General features: G+C 37.8%; 10 protein-coding genes. All 10 read right to left on the bottom strand.

The window, feature by feature from the left end; genetic code table 11:
* Positions 1-14: 14 nt before the first annotated feature.
* The 10 genes from sov to JR347_RS18220 all read right to left on the bottom strand — a co-directional run bounded on the left by sov (position 15) and on the right by JR347_RS18220 (position 18,023).
* A complete protein-coding gene (gene sov / locus JR347_RS18265) occupies positions 15-7,151 on the bottom strand; it encodes a T9SS outer membrane translocon Sov/SprA (protein WP_235689717.1) in 7,137 nt (2,378 codons plus the stop codon).
* A 51-nt stretch (positions 7,152-7,202) separates the two neighbouring features.
* Complete coding sequence (gene ruvA / locus JR347_RS18260; protein ID WP_205722008.1) at positions 7,203-7,796, bottom strand: Holliday junction branch migration protein RuvA; 594 nt, start codon at positions 7,794-7,796, stop codon at positions 7,203-7,205.
* The gene (locus JR347_RS18255) at positions 7,793-10,072 is read right to left on the bottom strand and encodes an NADP-dependent malic enzyme (protein WP_205722007.1); all 2,280 of its coding nucleotides are present in this window, start codon (positions 10,070-10,072) and stop codon (positions 7,793-7,795) included. The genes ruvA and JR347_RS18255 overlap by 4 nt, the downstream gene beginning before the upstream one ends.
* Before the next feature lie 35 nt (positions 10,073-10,107).
* A complete protein-coding gene (locus JR347_RS18250; RefSeq protein ID WP_205722006.1) occupies positions 10,108-11,196 on the bottom strand; it encodes a DUF4837 family protein in 1,089 nt (362 codons plus the stop codon).
* A gap of 95 nt (positions 11,197-11,291) precedes the next feature.
* Positions 11,292-12,650, bottom strand: coding sequence for a lytic transglycosylase domain-containing protein (locus tag JR347_RS18245; RefSeq protein ID WP_205722005.1), 1,359 nt, complete (start codon positions 12,648-12,650; stop codon positions 11,292-11,294).
* A 3-nt stretch (positions 12,651-12,653) separates the two neighbouring features.
* On the bottom strand, positions 12,654-14,081 hold the full coding sequence (gene gatA, locus JR347_RS18240; protein WP_205722004.1) for an Asp-tRNA(Asn)/Glu-tRNA(Gln) amidotransferase subunit GatA: 1,428 nt from the start codon (positions 14,079-14,081) through the stop codon (positions 12,654-12,656).
* 1 nt (position 14,082) lies between these two features.
* Positions 14,083-14,289, bottom strand: a complete 207-nt coding sequence (locus JR347_RS18235) for a Sec-independent protein translocase subunit TatA/TatB (RefSeq protein ID WP_205722003.1) — start codon at positions 14,287-14,289, stop codon at positions 14,083-14,085.
* A gap of 87 nt (positions 14,290-14,376) precedes the next feature.
* Positions 14,377-15,567, bottom strand: a complete 1,191-nt coding sequence (locus JR347_RS18230) for a murein hydrolase activator EnvC family protein (protein WP_205722002.1) — start codon at positions 15,565-15,567, stop codon at positions 14,377-14,379.
* Complete coding sequence (locus JR347_RS18225) at positions 15,554-16,315, bottom strand: DUF4292 domain-containing protein (RefSeq protein WP_205722001.1); 762 nt, start codon at positions 16,313-16,315, stop codon at positions 15,554-15,556. The genes JR347_RS18230 and JR347_RS18225 overlap by 14 nt, the downstream gene beginning before the upstream one ends.
* Positions 16,305-18,023, bottom strand: a complete 1,719-nt coding sequence (locus JR347_RS18220; protein ID WP_205722000.1) for a tetratricopeptide repeat protein — start codon at positions 18,021-18,023, stop codon at positions 16,305-16,307. Before JR347_RS18220 ends, JR347_RS18225 begins: the two co-directional genes overlap by 11 nt.
* Positions 18,024-18,031: the final 8 nt, after the last annotated feature.

Here is an 18,031-nt window from a genome sequence, read left to right as displayed (position 1 = left end):
CTATTTGTAGAAATTTATTGAGCCAAACTAAAGCGAACCTGAAAACCAACCCTTGTAGTGGCTCTTGGGAATGCATTTGATATTTTAGGCTCAGTGATATTTCGTTCGAAATAGAATTGTAGATTTAGTTTTTCATTGAGCACATAGCTTATATTTGGCCTAATTTGAATATTTAAGTTACCATCAGTAAGAATATCATTTTCATCAATTCTTCGCTGTATAGTTTTGGAGTTTCGAATTGTAAAGTTGAATCTAAAAGTAAGGTCGTTTTTCAGCGTTACAACTCTACCTTGTGCTTTCCATGGCATTTTCATTCCTGCTTTTGTAAAACCCAACTCAAGAACTATATCGTTACTTTTTTGCTCGGTGATTTGAGCGTTGCTGATATTCAGAGCTAAGTCACGTTTTGTACGATATTCTACTTTTCCAGTAAGCCTGCTTTTTGTTCTAATATTTACGCCTATTAGCGGTGCAAACTGTTCGCTGATCATTACCTGGCTGATTACGTACACGGGAACGAGTTCACCATTTCGAACTTCTGCAAACCTGCTTTTATTGTAACTCTCTACATCGTTACCCAATTCGAGATTATTATTATACTCCAGCGAGTTTGAATAATTGACTACATTGTAGTTCGATTGATATGAATGGTTGAGTGTAATTGATTGAAATTTCTCCTGAATGGCAGGTATCTTATTTAATCCTGTATAATCAATTCTCCAGTTAGGTATTGGGTTTTTGGGGAATGGACTCAAACTCACATCCCCTGCACCTTTACCTGTATATGCTGCAATAAAGGCCGGAATTAAAACATCTTGTGAATTGGTATCATACCGCACACCTGTTTTTTGTTCAAACCGGTCTATTATTTCAAGCCGGTTTCTTTCAAACTCTTCGAAAACGGGGGAGCTGTTATCGGAATTATCTCGCGTAAATGCTGTGCCTATAGTTAAGAATGATACTGCATAACTACCTGATCGACTTGGACTTAAACTTTCAAATACGGGTTCGAGAGACTGATCTTCCTGAGTATTGCGATATATTTCTTCATATGATGCACTCGTGAGCTTCTTAGCATTTAATTGAATATTGATACTAGGCGAAATACTAACATCTGCACGCACATTAATATCCAAAGATTTTGATTGAGTAAAAGGCGCAGTAAGGTTTGGATTAGTTGTTATATAACCTCCCTCAGCAAGCTTATATCTTATGGAAGATTTTTGTGAACCTAATAAGAACGGTACGCCTGGTTGATTAAAACTACTATCCAACCCAAACAAATAGGCTCTTTTTGTAAAGCCTGGAATTATTGTGCCCTCCCTCAAGGCTACAGTTGCATTAATCGATCTTACCGACATCAAAAATCTAAGGAAACTGTTAACACCTTTATTTCCTTCAGGCGTCTCATCTTTTGCTTTTGGGTTATTATTTAAAGAGCTCCTTCTCCGTGAGGTTGGTGGCGAATTTATATTTTTCAGATAGTTGATTTTGTTATATAGCTTGACTAAATCGAGCTTACCAGTAATGGAGTTGTCTCTGCTATTTTGGATAACATTTCCAAAATCGAGAGAATCTCGCTGCCCTTCATCTGCATAAAACGGCCCGGCTCGCCAGGAATAGGAGGCGCCATAACGATACTCGGCACTCACCCAGTCAGTTACTGGAAGTTTATCTAATGGAAGCTTATAGTTGGCATTTAGCGTTTGATCGAAGTTTTTCATTCGACCAAAGTTTTCAAGATTAGTACGTATCGAATCTTTTTCTTCTGCCGTATTAATCTCGCCTTCAGGTTCATCTATAATTGCATTGGCCCTCGCATTATAATCAACTGTTAAGTTTTGTGTTAGGCTCCAACCTGCATTATAAGTTCTATCTAAGGTGAAGTACTTCTGAAAGTTTTCTGTCTCCCCATTGCCCTCATTATTTCTGTAGACAGTTTGAATTATTTCTCGCCTCAAATCAGCCCTAAAGCCAAGCTTTGTTGGAACAGGATTGAAGTTAAAGTCTTTGATGGGTTTAAGATACTTTTTATCCAAGGCAGTTGAGTTGCTGAAAGGCTCAAAAGGCTCAACATTAGGACTAAAGTTCCAAGCCACTGTGGCATCATAGTTTCGTTTAGTGTATTGCTGTAAATTAAAATTGGTACGCTCTGTTTCGCTATAACCATAGGTGAAAGCAAAATTTTCAATATCCCAAATGTGATTTTTAGGATTCTCTTTTGTCTTTACTTTTTTGACGTTGGTGAAATTGATGCTGCGCCTGGTAGTAATATCCTGAACAGTCTTTTTATACTCTTCCCTTTCTTCTTCTGTTTCAAAGGATAACAGGGCCGCATCTAATCGTATGTCGGGGTTGGCCGGATCAAACCGTGGAGTTTGTGTTGTTTTTTCGTAACTGACATACATAGGAATTTGTAAGCCCAGTTTTTCGGGTAACAGTTTATCTACATTTACATTTGCTGACACATCGTAAGCTGTAGTTTCTTCTCTCGTTCTTTCGGCTATTCTCGATTGTATGCCTCCAAACCCAAAAGTGGTATGTTGCAGGGTGGCGGTCACATTCGCAAAGTCGGCCAGCTTGGTATTTAATGTAGCATTGGCTGCCCAGCCTTTAGTTCGGTCGAAGTCAGACACCCTTAACTCATTAGCCCAAATACAGGCAGATAGGGGTCTGCCATCTGGTGTGGCTGGGTTTCTTACACCTATGGACAACCATTTGGCGGAACTTAGATCAGGATTACCTCTCAGTCTAATTTGATTATTACCTACAACTTTTGGTCCTTCTAATGGGAATAGAGCTCGTTTAGAAATATTTAGTCTGTCTCTTTCAGACTTTAATGCATAAAGTTGATCCAGTGCAATATCAATTTCATTTTCTTTTGGCCATATTTCGTTAGGGTCGAAAGAGCCTTGAGGCGTGATTTTAAGAGGAACTTCTATTTCGTAATAGTTGGAGTCAACGTCATCTCCTAATCTTAAAAATGCAGTTAGTTCATTATCGCTGGCCTCGCTATCTGCATGTAAAAACATTTTAATTTGGCCGTAGTTGATCAGATCTAATTGTACTTGTTTTGTTACCGCTCTTGCATCTCCATCTTCCAGATCATCTACACATACCTGTAATGATTGCTCGTTTAGTCTAATATTTAAAGTAGATGTATTATCCTGATCACGATCAAAACCTGGTGGAAGAACATACGGAGATTGAGTTGAAGTACCTGCCCCATTTTCCTCGATGTTTACAACTGAAACAGTGAAATTATCGATGTCATCACTATCATTAATAATGTCCAGGTTAGCCTGCTCTAAAGTATTTAGATATCTTCTCCACCGACTTGAAACAAACCTAAAGTTTACCATTCTAAGAACAACTGGCTCTGCAAAGTTGGTAAGATAGGTTCTTAGGTATCTGATGGACTTAAAGCCATTAATATTACCAACGCTTCTATCAAACTGCCTGATTGGAATTCTATATAGGTACCAAGTAACTTCATCGCCATTTATGTTGTTGGTAATCTGATCCACAATAAATTCATTTTGCTCAATTCCACCACCAGAAGCAGGTCTTATTGGTACTTGATATTCGTAATACTCTTCTAATTCACTTAAAGTATTATCTGCATTTAAATCTTCATTGTCTGGAATAGTTGTGCCCGAAGGAGTAAATGAAGTATTGCCTGTAACCACAGGAGAGTTATTCTCCATACCATTAAAATTCTTGTACCTCTCAAGTAATGTAGCATCTCTGGCATCTAGTTCACCGCTAAGAAAGTAGCTAAAGTTATCTGCTGAAGGGTCTTGCTCAACGATTACACGAGCACCCCCTGGAACAGCGTTTACAAAATCAGAAAAGATTTGGTTTTCTTCTGTTGTGTTGGCACCATCCAAACCCACATCCTGATTAGCACGGGACGACTCGGAGTTATCGAAAGCATTTGTTAAAAATGGTTGTGTTGTAACATAGCCCCAATCCGGATCGAGAAAAACATCGCCACCAGATTTATCACCATCTGGAGGCAAACCATTCTCGAAGGCATGTCGGCCATCAGGAATTACATCTTCTGAAATACTACCAAGGTTAAAAAATAGATCACCACCAGTGGTGTTTGGGGTTGGATTTGGCCTACCATCATCAACCACACCTCGAGCACTTTGAATGAATGGGTCCATCAGCCAGAATTCTATATATTCTACGTTAGCTCTGTCAAAGTCTACTTCGGATCGTATGGCGTTAGTAATACCACCCCAGCTTCTTCTAGGATCAAAATTTAAATTTCCTTGATTATCAAGATTCGGATTATAATTATACTGGCCTCTTTCATTAGGGTAAAATGCCAAATCAAAAACTTGTTGAAAGTTGATAATATTTAAATCTCTATTGGCAAATATTTCCTGTTGTTCAACGGCTCTCACATAGTGGTTTTCCAGTTCTTCATCAGAAATGCCATCTGGTCGTCTGCTATCACTTCTATAGAAAAGGTTATCGATATTATACCAGGCCAATTTTGCTCTAAAATCATTTTGCGGCCTTGAGCTGGATCCTAAGAATTTATTCTCCGGGGTTTGAGGATAAGAGGCTAATCTCCAGCTATTAGGGTTGCTCAGTGAAAATGGAGTGGCCGAGTTTTCAAAATCATCGATATACGATGTTCCCTCGCCATCTACAATATTGGATGTACCCGGAATTAATTGAGCAAATTCTGCACTGAAGGAAACGGATGATGGCTCCTTCGTAGAAATTAAAGGCAGCTTATCCAGCATTTTTGTAAGAAAACGTGATTCCTTTCTAATGTTTACATCAAAGCCATATTTAGTATTTCTTATAGGCTCATTACCGACACTATTTCTTGAAATTAGTGGCCGTTCATTCAGGTGCAGTAATGTGGCTCCAAAATTTACATCATCATTCAACTTATAGTCGAATCTAGTTCCTAAAAGTGTTCTAGATTGAAAATTGAATAAATCTGCTTTTTCATAAGAGATAGAAAGTGTTTTGCCAGATAACAATACTCCTTCATTGATAATATTTACTTTACCAAACGTATAATCAACAGTATAGTCAACACCTTCTTGTAGAGGGGAGCCACCCGCAAAAACACGCACAGAACCCTCAGCAATATTGAATCCAGGAATTACAATTTCATTGGAAGAGCCAGATTGAAAAGAACCAGTGATAACATATTTGTTTTTATTGGAGACAAGTTCTGCATCAATTTTGGTTTGATTATATAGCTCTTCATAGACGAATTTTTCCCTGAATTGATCTTCAGTTTCTAAAAAGGCATTATCAAGAGGCGTATTGAAAGGTTCTAAAAATGGAAATATGATCAATCCGTTTTCTGTGCTGATTGTGATGTCTTCGACAAAGTCAAAGTTACCATCAGGCTGTGGGTCGTTATTTGGATTTAATTTATCAAGACCAAGAAGTCGAATTAATGGAATAGTGCTGGCCACCGCTCCAAACTGTAATTGAGGGTTGTCAATACCTGATAAATCATCCCGATAGATAACTCTTAGCTCAAACCCATCTTGACTGACATTTGTGGCATTTAATGAATAAATGTTTTTCATCATTAAATCCCAAGTTGGAATTCTATTGCCTTGAGGGTCGTCAATATTAATTTTTCTTGGGCGAAGAAGTTTCATGAAAATCACATCATCATCGCTTAATGCTGAGTAGTCTTCTGAAAGCTCACCTACTTTATAATTTCTTCCCTGATAAGTGTATTCAAAGGAAACAGCCAATGCCTCATCATTTTGGAGTTTTCTAAATAATGAGATGTAACCCAGCCTTCTGTTTACTGAATATTCATTAGGATCTAGTTTTCTGGCAGTGGTAATTTTTTCAAAGTCAGTGCCGTTTTCGAAACCTAACATATCAAGATTTTCATTCACTGTAGCTGCATTCCTGTTTAGTCCGTTTAAGAAGCTGGTAAACATGTTGTTACCGTCATTTCTTACGGGATTACCATTAATTGTTGATGCAGAGGCTTGCACTATGTCGTTGTAAATATTTCGTTGTCTCGACTCACCCATATCCATCATACCAAGAATGTTTCTGGTTGTCTGCGTGTCGTTATTTCTGTTTACCACATATACCTCAACCCTAGTAATATTCACCCCTGAATTGATATTTGGTATTGTGCTCAACCAACTTTCATAGTTCTCTCTAAAGAATTGTGAAAGAAAGAAGTGCCTATTTTCATCATAATTAGAAGCCTGAAGCTCAAACTGCCTACCTTGAACACCACCACCGTCAATTGTGATTGTTTCAGATTTACCTCGTTGAGTGGAGGCTACGGTAGTTACATACAGATCACCAAACTGTAGTTGAGCTTTAACTCCAAAAAGGTTTTGGGCACCGGTAATTAAACTGTTATTGAGTGGTAAACTTACGTTACCAATCTCCAGTTTCTGAAGCATATCTTCCTCATAACCAGTGTATTCTACTTTCAGGTTGTTTTCAAAATCGAAGGAGTTGTTGTTGTCGAAATTGGCTGTAACCTGTAGTTTTTCGCCAATTTTACCCACTATGTTCATGCTTATCTGCTGATCGAATTCAAACCCACCATTTCGCTGCTGCCTGATGGGAATACTTGGGTTGTTAATTCGCTGCCATCTTCCACCAAAATCGAGCGTTACAAAGCCGCGCGGGATAATTTCCACATAGGTACCTCCGAAAATTCTATCGAATATTGGGCTTATATATATGGGAGGAATAAGGTTTCTGCCACTAACAGCACTTTCACCATCCAGGCCCGATGATCTGTTTTTCCAATATTCTTTTAACTGATTTCGTTCCTGATATTGTTTAAACTCCGTGAATGACATGGAGGAGGTAGGGCGATAATTTAAATCACCTATTTTCTCATAGATAGTGTAATTCATACCCGTATCAATCTCAACATCCAATTGCATGCTGGAGGGGTCGTCAAGTAATAGTGGAGAATTACTTGGCCTACTACTAAAAGGGTCGCCAAACCGGTCTTTGGGCCGGTAAGTTGGCCTTCTGGAAGGTGAATAAGGCTGATTTGCTACGCTATCTTTTTTAGCCGAATCAGCTTGAACGGTTTGAAATAAAAATTTTGATTTAGAATAAGATGTTTTGGGAAGTGCACACAGAATCACGAGTGTTATAAAAACACCCACGCACGTGTTTACAAATGTGTTGAAATTCCCAAAAATCAAAACTTAAATATCTCAGGCGTTTTTTAATGAGAGCTTGATTAATTCCTCCAAAGTAATCGTATTTCCCGAATTTTTAAGGATGCTATCGATACTTTTTTCAGCTGCATTTTTATTAATTCCTAACGTCATTAAGGCAGATAACGCCTCTTTCTTTAATGTATTGTGGCCTGATGAATTTATCTTTTCTCCCTCTTCATAAAGGCCTTCTTTTTTTAATTTATCTTTTAACTCAAGGATGATTCGTTGAGCAGTTTTGCCACCCACACCTTTTACACTTTGAATGGTTTTAACATCTTCCTGAACGATGGCTTGTTTTAATTCACCTGCACTCAGCGAGGATTGTATCATTAAGGCAGTATTAGGCCCAACCCCTGAAATGGAGAGTAGGCTTAAAAACATGTTTTTTTCAGACTCTTCACTGAAGCCAAAAAGTGTATGGCTATCTTCCTTAATGTGTAAGTAAGTGTGGATAAAAATGTCCTCCTTATCTTTAACGGAAGAAAAAGTATTTAATGAAATATTAACTTGGTACCCCACACCATTAACATCAATGATTAAATGAGTAGGTTCTTTTAACGCTAATTTACCTTTCAGGTACGCTATCATTTTTTGTTATTTTGATCGTATAACTGAGCATCCACCACAGTAATGGCCACCATATTCACTATGTCTCGCACTGAAGAACCCAGTTGAAGTACATGTACTGGCTTTTTCATTCCCAGTAGGATTGGGCCAATAGTTTCAGCTCCGCCTATTTCCATTAAGAGTTTATAGGCAATATTTCCTGCTGCAAGGTTAGGGAAAATAAGTGTATTTGCGCCTTTATCTGCTAACTCACTAAATGGATAGGCTTCTTGTTGGATTTTTGTATCTAGTGCTATGTTGGCCTGTATATCACCATCAATAATTAAATCAGGATATTTTTGTTTCGCCAAGCGAACGGCCTCTCTCGTTTTTTCAGGTATTTCTCCTTTACTTGATCCAAAGTTAGAGTATGATAGAACAGCAACACGCGGTTCCATATCAAAAAATTCAACTCCTCTGGCTGTTAAGCCGATGATATCTACTAATTCTTCAGGAGTAGGATTTACGTTTACAGTTGTATCTGAGAAGAAAAAAGTGCCTTTTTTGGATAAAATGATGTACATACCAGCCACACGCTTTACATCTTGCTCCATCCCAATAATTTGCAGCGCAGGTAAAATTGTTTTAGGATAGTCCTTTGTAAGTCCCGATACCATTCCATCGGCTTCTCCAGCTTCAACCAGCATTGCACCAAACATATTACGATCTCGCATTTGCTTGTTGGCATCGTAAAGCGTCACACCTTTTCGCTTTCTTTTTTCGTAGTAAAACTTAGCGAATTCCTGCACTTTTTCTTCTTCCTCATAGGTGTCAAAGATTGGACAATCTTCAAGGTCAAGGCTGTTGTCTTTAATTAAGTTAGTTACGATTGACCTTTTTCCAAGTAAAATCGGGAAGCCTATACCTTCATCTTTAACCGTTTGGGCAGCCTTAAGAATTCTAAGGTCATGTGCCTCAGCAAAAACAACTCTTTTAGGGTCTTTTCTAGCCCTGCTTATTACTCTAGACATTAACTTTTGGTCAATGCCTATTCTGCGTTGCAGCTCAAGTTTATATTCATCCCAGTTCTCAATGCTTTTACGAGCAACACCGGATTCCATGGCGGCCTGAGCAACTGCCGGTGAAATGGTAGTGATTAAACGAGGGTCTAACGGTTTAGGAATTAAATATTCCTTACCGAATTGAATTTTTGTATTGCCATAAGCCTTGCTAACCATATCAGGTACACTCTCCTTGGCAAGTGTAGCTAAAGCTCGTACTGCAGCCAGTTTCATTTCTTCATTAATGGCAGTGGCTCTAACGTCTAACGCTCCTCTGAAAATGTATGGAAAACCGAGTACATTATTTACCTGGTTAGGATGGTCGGATCTACCAGTGGCCATTATTAAGTCATCTCTGGTTTCAATAGCTAGATCGTACGCTATTTCAGGATTTGGATTTGCCAGAGCAAACACTATCGGGTTATCAGCCATAGAGTTAATATGCTCTGGTGTAAGTATATCAGCCACAGAAAGGCCTAAGAAGAAATCAGCACCTTTCACTGCATCTTCTAAAGTATCTAAGTCTTTATCAGTGGCAAATTCTGCCTTAGATTCATCAAGGTTTTCTCTTGATTTATTAATTACTCCTTTGCTATCGCACATGATTATGTTCTTGTGCTTCGCACCGAGTGATGTATAAATTTTTGTACAGGCAATGGCTGCTGCTCCAGCTCCATTAACTACAATGGTAATATCTTCAATCTTCTTATTTACCAGCTCAAGGGCATTAATTAGTGCAGCTGCAGAGATGATAGCCGTGCCATGCTGATCGTCATGCATTATGGGAATGTTCATCTCTTCCTTGAGTGTTCTTTCTATTTTGAAACTCTCAGGTGCTTTAATGTCTTCCAGGTTTATACCACCAAAAGTAGGCTCTAAAGACTTTACTATTTGAATGAATTTATCAGGGTCTTCTTCATCGATTTCGATATCAAAAACATCTATACCTGCAAATTTTTTGAAAAGCACACCTTTACCCTCCATTACTGGTTTTGAGGCTTCCGGTCCAATATTCCCTAAACCTAATACAGCGGTACCATTTGAAATCACACCCACCAAATTGCCTTTAGCGGTATATTTATATACGTCTTCTTTGTTTGCAGCAATTTCCTTACAAGGCTCCGCCACACCAGGTGAGTATGCCAAAGCCAAGTCCATTTGAGAACCCAGAGGTTTTGTTGGTACTACTTCTATTTTTCCTGGCTGGCCCTGTGTGTGAAAGTTTAGGGCATCTTCTTTTCTTATCTTGATGGCCATTGCGTAAAGATGTTAGATGTAAATAAAGGGCGAAATTACTTGTTTTCGAGCTCGGATGAAACTTTAAATGTGTTCAATATTACTTGGAGCTCACGAATAAATTCACGCTGGCTTTTCCCCGGGGAGTATACAAAGCCTTCAATATAGTAGAGTCGGTTAAGATTTTCATCTACAACAGTATACCCAATAAAAGGGCCACCCATAGAAAGATTGTTGGTCTTCCATAAACCACGTGTTTCAATGGCAAATTTATTATTGAAATTATACTCTCTTGAAATAACCGGAATATAGGGTACCTGAGTTTCTGTTTTAATATAGGTATCAGGTTCAGCTGGGTCTTCGAATAGTTGTCGTTGAGCCACAGAATCCCTGAAGTTAATGATCGCTTCTTGCGTAAACGCCTTGTCAGAATTATAAGTTTTGTAGGTGATAAAAATGTCCTTGTCACTTTCATCATTTATCTGCCTGAACCAAATAAAGCCTTTTTGATTCACAACCATTTTATATCCGAATGGAATACGCATTGAACAATTGTGATCTTTGATTAATTGCCTGGTGAACCCTTCTTTTTCTTCTGCATTATAAAGCCCTTTAAAAAGTCTTTCGTTTTCTGCGTTATTAAAATATCCTTGGAGGCGCTCTTTATTCTCTTCTATTTTTTGGATTAAGTTCTCAGGGCTATTGCCGAATAAATACATGATATTCTGCCCTCTCGCAAATTCATCTTCAGCAGTAAAAACAAATAAGTCATCGTTACTTCTTATTTTATCTAATGAGCTTTTTGTGAAGTAGTTTTTTACAACTCTGGAGGCAGAGGATTTGCTATCGAGTGTAACCACAAACAGTAAATTTTTAACGGTCTTTAGTACACTATTGAATTTTGTTGGTTCAACTCTGTTCAATTTAAAAAGGTATTCTTGTCTTGGTAGCCCTTTTACTTCCGCTTGAAACGTCTCTTTTACTGCGTCACCTAGAGCGCCTTTCCACTGGGCAGAATCCATAACCACAATCATCTCGCCCGGCTTTCCACTTGCCTTAGGGAGTAGTGCTACTTCCTTTTTCCCATCACCACATGATAATAAAATGATCGATAACGTGAGTACTAATGCCTTGGTTAGGTTCATAAATTACTATTTTTAAATCTTAAAGATAAATCACTTAATGCATCCAATTAGTATAAGCCGCATTAAGTTTTAAAGTCACGAAATGTGAGCTGGAATTAACTTCCGATAATTAACTTTTGACCCGCCTTAATATTGTTAGTGCTCAACTCATTTAAGGCTTTCAGTTTTTCGATACTTAAACCTTCGAATTTTCTGGAGATATCCCACAGGGTATCACCAGGCTGAACAATATAAGTTTTTGTACCATCGGGTAATTTTTCAAATACAGGTTCTGTGCTTTTTGCAACATAGCCTGCCTTTTGCCAAATGGTTAAGTTTTGGCCTACTCGAATTAGGTTTCCATTAATATTATTCCAGGTTCTTAAGTCGGAAATCCTCACATTATATCGTTCTGCGATTCTTCCCAAAACATCGCCACTACGAACTTTATAAATTATTTTATCTCTGCCATAAGTACTTCCGGGAGCGTTTCGAGCCAGGTATTCAATTTGGTTTTTACCTACTTTAGAAGCACTGTCAAGTATTTCTCTTCTTTGAAGATTAAATCTTTCTTTTTCGTGTGCTGGAAGGTTAATGGCATAGGCTTTTGTATTTTCAGGAACTACACCTCTTCTTAAACTAGGATTAAGTTTAATCAATTCATCATCGCATATATTAAGCTGGCCAGAAATGGTTGTAAGGTGGGTATAACCATTTACCATTACCGTATCAGTTTCCTGATAGTATTCTAAATCATCCACAATAAAATTGTGTTCCTCTGCATAATTTAAGGTGTAAATCATGGCGGTAAACTGTGGTAGATAGCTGCGTGTTTCGCGAAGTAGGTGAGGGTAAATTTCCCAAAAAGTGCGTTTGTACCCTGATCTGCGAATAGCCTTTCTAATATTTCCTGGTCCGCTGTTGTAGGCTGCAATTGCAAGCTCCCAATCACCAAACATGTTATATAACTGCTTTAAATAGCGGCAAGCAGCTTCTGTAGATTTTTCAGGATCCATTCTTTCATCAATATACCAATCATTGTGCAAGCCAAAATACCTGCCTGTGGCAGACATAAATTGCCATAAACCAACGGCACTGGCTACAGAAGTGGCCTCAGGGTTTAACCCTGATTCGATTATTGATAGGTATTTTAATTCATCCGGTAACCCGTATTTCGCAAGGTATTTCTCAAAGAGCGGAAAATAGACGTCCCTTTTTTTAATGATGCCGCGCGTATAATCTCTGTCTTTATTCGTAAAGTAGTTAACAAATGCGTGAACTCTTGTATTATACTCTAATGGGATAGTTCTTTCTATGCACTTGAGTCTGTCCTGAATAAGGTCAAAATCTGCTTCACCGGGAATAAATTCGTATAAATAGGGGTTTTCAGACTTAGTAATTTCGTTATCTTGAGCTACAGTTGCTTGGCAACATAAAGCTAGTATAAAGCAAAAAATGGTGGCTTTGATATACATATATTACCCTAAAGTCATCAAATATTTTGAAAATGACAATAATTTGGCCTCCTCAAAATCATTAGCAATTACCTGAATACCAACGGGTAAACCAGAAGAATCGTGCCCGGAAGGTACAGAAATTGCAGGTAAACCAGCCACTGATGCTTGTACTGTATATAAATCGGCAAGGTACATGGCTAACGGGTCAGCCTGATGCTCACCAATTTTAAATGCTGTTGTAGGTGTTGTAGGTGTTATAATAAAATCATGCTTAGATAATATGCTTTTACTGGCCTCTCGAATCAACCGCCTTACTTTTTGAGCTTTGTTGTAATAAGCGTCATAATAACTGGCACTGAGTACAAAGGTTCCTAGCATTATTCGCCTTTTCACCTCTTCACCAAACCCTTCTGAGCGTGTGTTTTTATACATAGACTCTAAGGAGGAGGCATCTTTTGATCGGTAGCCATACCTCACTCCGTCAAAACGTGATAAGTTTGAGCTCGCCTCAGCAGTTGTAAGTATGTAATAGGTTGGGAGAATGTAGTCGAGCAATGGGAATTCAACTGGTTCTACCTTATGTCCTTCAGAATTTAATTTTGTTAGTTGTGCATTGAAATTCTGCCGTATTTCATCATTCAGACCATCAGAATCTAAGGTTTCCTTGATATAAGCAATCTTTAATTTTTTTTCTGAATTATTAAGGCCATTGGAATAACTATCAACCTTAGCCTTAGAAACGGTACTATCAAATTCATCCTCACCTGATATTACTTCCAGTACGATCGCAACATCAGAAGTATCTTTTGCGAATATTCCTATACAATCAAATGAAGATGCATAGGCCAATAAGCCATGGCGCGATATCCTAGAATAGGTGGGCTTTAAGCCGATAATACCACAAAAGGCTGCTGGTTGCCGTACAGAGCCTCCTGTATCCGAACCAAGTGAAACGAGGCACATACCTGCTTGCACTGCTACCGCAGAACCACCAGATGAACCACCTGGAACACGACTATTATCTGCTCCATTGAGCGTAGGTCCGAAAGCTGAATTTTCATTGGAAGAACCCATTGCAAACTCATCGCAATTATTTCTTCCAATGATTATGGCATCTTCATCAATAAGTCTTTGTACTGCCGTGCCGTTAAATTGTGATTCGAAACCTTCTAAAATTTTGCTTCCGGCACTTAGTTTATGGTCTTTATGGCATAACACATCTTTTAGTGTTACCACCATTCCCGCTAATCTACCAGAGGTTCCGCTTTTAATCTTTTTGTCAACCTCCAGGGCTTTGGCTTTGGCTTCATCGGCATAAACCTCTACTAAAGCATTCAAATGCTCATTTGAGTTTATTCTTTCTAAATAATGATTGACAAGCTCAGAACATGAGATTGAGCCACTTTTTAAATCTTTCTGAATAAGACTTAAAGAGGAGTATTCGTTCAACTTAACTCTTTTTTTCTTCCTCTATCTTGCTTGAATCTTCAATGTCTTTTTTGATCTCTTTGGTAGCATCTTTGAATTCTCTGATGCCTTTACCTAAACCACGAGCTAATTCAGGAATTTTCTTAGCTCCGAAAAATATCAAAACCACCAAAATGATGATTATCCACTCCCAACCACCTGGCATTCCTATCAAAAATATGCTGTTCATAACTGTGTTTTTATTAAGATGTTGTAAAGATAGGTATTAATTATTAACGTGTGAAAGTACTAATTGACAAACGGTTTAATGTTTGATTTATTTTCTTACTAACCACTGCTGTGGGTCTAATGCCGCAGCACTTTTTCGCACCTCAAATTTTAATTCAGACACCCCGTCTTTATTGGTAAGAATGGAGCCCAACTCTTCACCGAGGTTTACTGTTTGGCCTGTTTTTACGAATACGTCCTTAAGGCCGGCATAAACAGTAAAGTAATCGCCATGACTTATTAAAACTGTGTTACCAACAAGAGGTACAAATGCTACTGTTCTAACCTCGCCACCAAATATTGCCTTTACTTTCTCGTTTTGCTTTGTCTGAATGTTTATACCTGTGTTATTCATAACAATACCTCGGAGCACTGGGTGGTTTTGTTTACCGAACTTTTGAGAGATAAATCCGGATACAGGCCAGGGCAGTTTTGTCTTATTTTCAGCAAACTCATTCGAAAGTTTATTACTGGCATCAATTGCGGACCTTTCAGCTAATCGTGCTTTTTCAATTTCTGCTTTAATAATGTCGTTAATGAGTTTATCTAGCTTAGCTACAGCATCTTTTCTTTGCTCTAAGTCTTTCTTGATCTGGTTCTCTTGCTTTTGCAGGTTAGTGACAAGGTTGTTTTGGTTTTGCTTTAATCTCTCCAGGCTTTTATTTTCCTGCAAATTTTCCGCTAACAGGATATTTTTTTCAGACACTTTGCTCTGTATCACAGTTACCTGGTCTGATAAGATGTTTTGCACTTTGGTAATTTGTTCGGCCTGCTTAATTCTGGCCTCACTGTATTGATCCATATATTTTAACCTTCTGAGAAACTGATTGAAGGACTTAGCCGTGAAAAGAAAAGTAAGCTTATTGACTCCTTTATTAGCCTTGTAAGCAGAGTAAACCATTGCGGCATATTCCTTTTTCAGGTTTTTTAAATCATCTGATAAGGCCTCAATAATTTCATTGGTCTCTTCTATCTCATCGTTAAGAAGATACATTTCATTTTTTATTGAGCTGATAAGGTCTTCCTGCGTTTTAATACGCTGATTTAATGCATTGAGCTGACCAACTGTATTTTGCTTTTTGCCTCTTGTTTCATTCAGAATCTTCTCTGCTTCAGCAATTTTGGCAAGGTTTTCCTGTTTTTCTTTCTGTAATTGAGCTTTGGACTTTTGTGCAAGTAGTGTTCCTGCAGAGATGCAAACCAGGCAAAGAACGAGACTTGCTAACTTACTTACGCTCATATTTTTTAGGTATACTGAAAGGGAATTTTAAAGGTTTGTGTTCAATTTCAGCTTTATTGTATTCAAACTCAATAACTGTATTTAAAGTGCCTGTATTGGCTTTGTAAAATAAAGAAATTATGGCTGAATAAGGAAACGCGTGTTCTTCAACCAACTGAAAGTCGTAATACCTGATTACTGCGGTATTTTTAGAGCTTGGCTCAAGCATTTCAACCCGCTCAATTTTCATTGTTTCTGCGCTTACAAAGTTTGTCATTTCCACTTTACCTGATTTCTGCTTTAACTGATAGAAATCATCTACACGTTCTGAATGGTCACCTTTAGTATATGGTTTGATTAAGTTACCTAAGGCAACGGATTGAATAGCATCAAAATTTACATCGAAATTAAATTGCTTACTAAGAGAATCGTAATTGAAAACGTAGTATTCTTTCTTTACCAAATTTAGGATTGTAATGGAATCCTGGCTGATCATACATCGGGCACCTTGTATACCTACTGCAGAGAATGCTATCCAAATAGCACTATCTTTTTTAATTCTGACATTTGCTCTGGCTTTAATGTCTAGCTCTTCATCTTTATAATTGATCTTTGCTTTGCCGGAGAAGTACTCGAAATCTATTTCGCGAACATCCAGTTTGTTTTTATCCAGCAAATTCCAGGTAACACCTTGAAATTTGTTACTACATCCACTTCCTAAAATTATTGCGATTAATAAGCAGGGGAATGCTGCTATTTTATTTTTCATAAAGCTTTCTATCGGCAATTTTTTTATCAATAAGTTCTGCATTAGGGTCCATGCCTTTCGCTATTTTCCACTGTTCAACAGCTTCGTCTACTTTGCCTAATTTGTATAAAATGTCACCGTAATGTTCGTAATGAATGGCTTCAACGCCTCCAATTTCTATGGCCTTCTCCATCACTTTCTTTGCTTCTTTGTACTTTTCTTTAGTATATAACACCCAGGCATATGTATCTAAATAAGTGACGTTGGTAGGATTTCTATCAATTACCAACTTCGACATTTTTTCGGCTTTATCTAAATCTTGATTCCTGATAGCCAAAAAATAACTGTAGTTATTGAGTACGAGGTCATTATTTGGATCAAAATCGAGCGCAGCTTCATAGGCTTCATCTGATTTCTTATACTCCTTAATATTGTTATATGCATCTCCCAACAACGCATTAAACCCACTCAATAAACTCAAATTGCTGGATGAAAGTCGCTTGCCCTGCTCCAAAGAAAATACCGCATCTTCATCATTACCTTGTTGTAGGTTGGCGGCTCCATTATAATAGTATAGAATACCTTGGTTGGGAAATAACTCAAGGGCAATATCTGAATGATAAATAACACTGTCCACTTCATTTAATTCAAAATGAAGTTGAATAATATTCTGCCATACCGAAATATTGGAAGGGTCTATTTTTGTTGATGCAACATATTGATTTTTAGCATTTTCTGATTCACCTACTTGTTGAAGTAGATCACCATAGATAATATGCGCATCTGCTACATCCGGATGTGTATCAACTACTAATTTACCTAAAGGAAGCGCCAGTTGCTTAAGCTCATTTACAGGAAGACTGGCTCTATATTGAGCCAACAATTGTATTTTATTTCCAGCATTAAAATTAGGATTACTGAAAGCTTTCTTCAGCTCACTAAGTGCGCTTTCTACTTCACCACTTCTTCGTTTTAATTCAGCAAGTATTAAACGCGATTGGTGATTGCCGTTAGAGTGATTCGCAAGAAAATCTTCTAAAAGCGATTTTGCATCAGCTTCCCTTTTGTTAGACATCAATATCTCAGCTTGTTTAATCACAAAGCTTTCTTCATCAGGATATGCTTCTATCAACTTTCGGCCTTCTTCCAATGCAAGGTCTAACTGGTTAGTTTGTAAATAAATCTTTTGTTTTTGAAAAGTTATCTCTTCTGAGATACCGTATGATTTTTCAACCTTATTATAAGTAGCTATGGCATCATCATACCTCTGTTGATATAAATACAAAGCAGCTAATTCAAATAAATAGATTTCCGTGTTTTCTATCTTGTCAATTAATTGCTCATAGGTATCTGCAGCTTTAGGAAAGTTTCCTAGTTGTGTATAGATATCAGCTACAAGAATGTAGAAATACTTGTTGCTATCGTTCAATTCTAATGCTCTTAACGCATTTTCTAGCGCCTTTTGTAGTTCGCTACCTTTAGCATAAATCTGGCCTATTTTGAAATAGACTGTGGCGTTTTCATCATTGATATCTAATGATTTTTGAAAAAGTACTAAGGCCTTTGAGTAATCTTCAAGAATGTAATACTTCTCACCTTCTGTAAAGTAAAATTCAGCTTCACGAAGTTTTGTTTCCCAATTTTTACCTTTTTTCTGGCCTATAGCCTGGTTGCTGATTAATAGCAAACAGGCACCTACACAAAAACTATATAATAACTGCTTTAACATTAATTGAT

It is taken from the genome of Fulvivirga lutea (assembly GCF_017068455.1).
In the GTDB taxonomy this organism is placed as follows: Bacteria; Bacteroidota; Bacteroidia; order Cytophagales; family Cyclobacteriaceae; genus Fulvivirga; species Fulvivirga lutea.
Note: the sequence above shows the minus strand (reverse complement) of the source record. Positions and strands in the feature narration are given on the sequence as shown.

Excerpts from the sequence above, each read along its gene's own strand:
- ruvA (WP_205722008.1), bottom strand. The coding sequence starts at position 7,796 with ATGATAGCGTACCTGAAAGGTAAATTAGCGTTAAAAGAACCTACTCAT.
- JR347_RS18255 (WP_205722007.1), bottom strand. The coding sequence starts at position 10,072 with ATGGCCATCAAGATAAGAAAAGAAGATGCCCTAAACTTTCACACACAG.
- JR347_RS18250 (WP_205722006.1), bottom strand. The coding sequence starts at position 11,196 with ATGAACCTAACCAAGGCATTAGTACTCACGTTATCGATCATTTTATTA.
- JR347_RS18245 (WP_205722005.1), bottom strand. The coding sequence starts at position 12,650 with ATGTATATCAAAGCCACCATTTTTTGCTTTATACTAGCTTTATGTTGC.
- JR347_RS18235 (WP_205722003.1), bottom strand. The coding sequence starts at position 14,289 with ATGAACAGCATATTTTTGATAGGAATGCCAGGTGGTTGGGAGTGGATA.
- JR347_RS18230 (WP_205722002.1), bottom strand. The coding sequence starts at position 15,567 with ATGAGCGTAAGTAAGTTAGCAAGTCTCGTTCTTTGCCTGGTTTGCATC.
- JR347_RS18225 (WP_205722001.1), bottom strand. The coding sequence starts at position 16,315 with ATGAAAAATAAAATAGCAGCATTCCCCTGCTTATTAATCGCAATAATT.
- JR347_RS18220 (WP_205722000.1), bottom strand. The coding sequence starts at position 18,023 with ATGTTAAAGCAGTTATTATATAGTTTTTGTGTAGGTGCCTGTTTGCTA.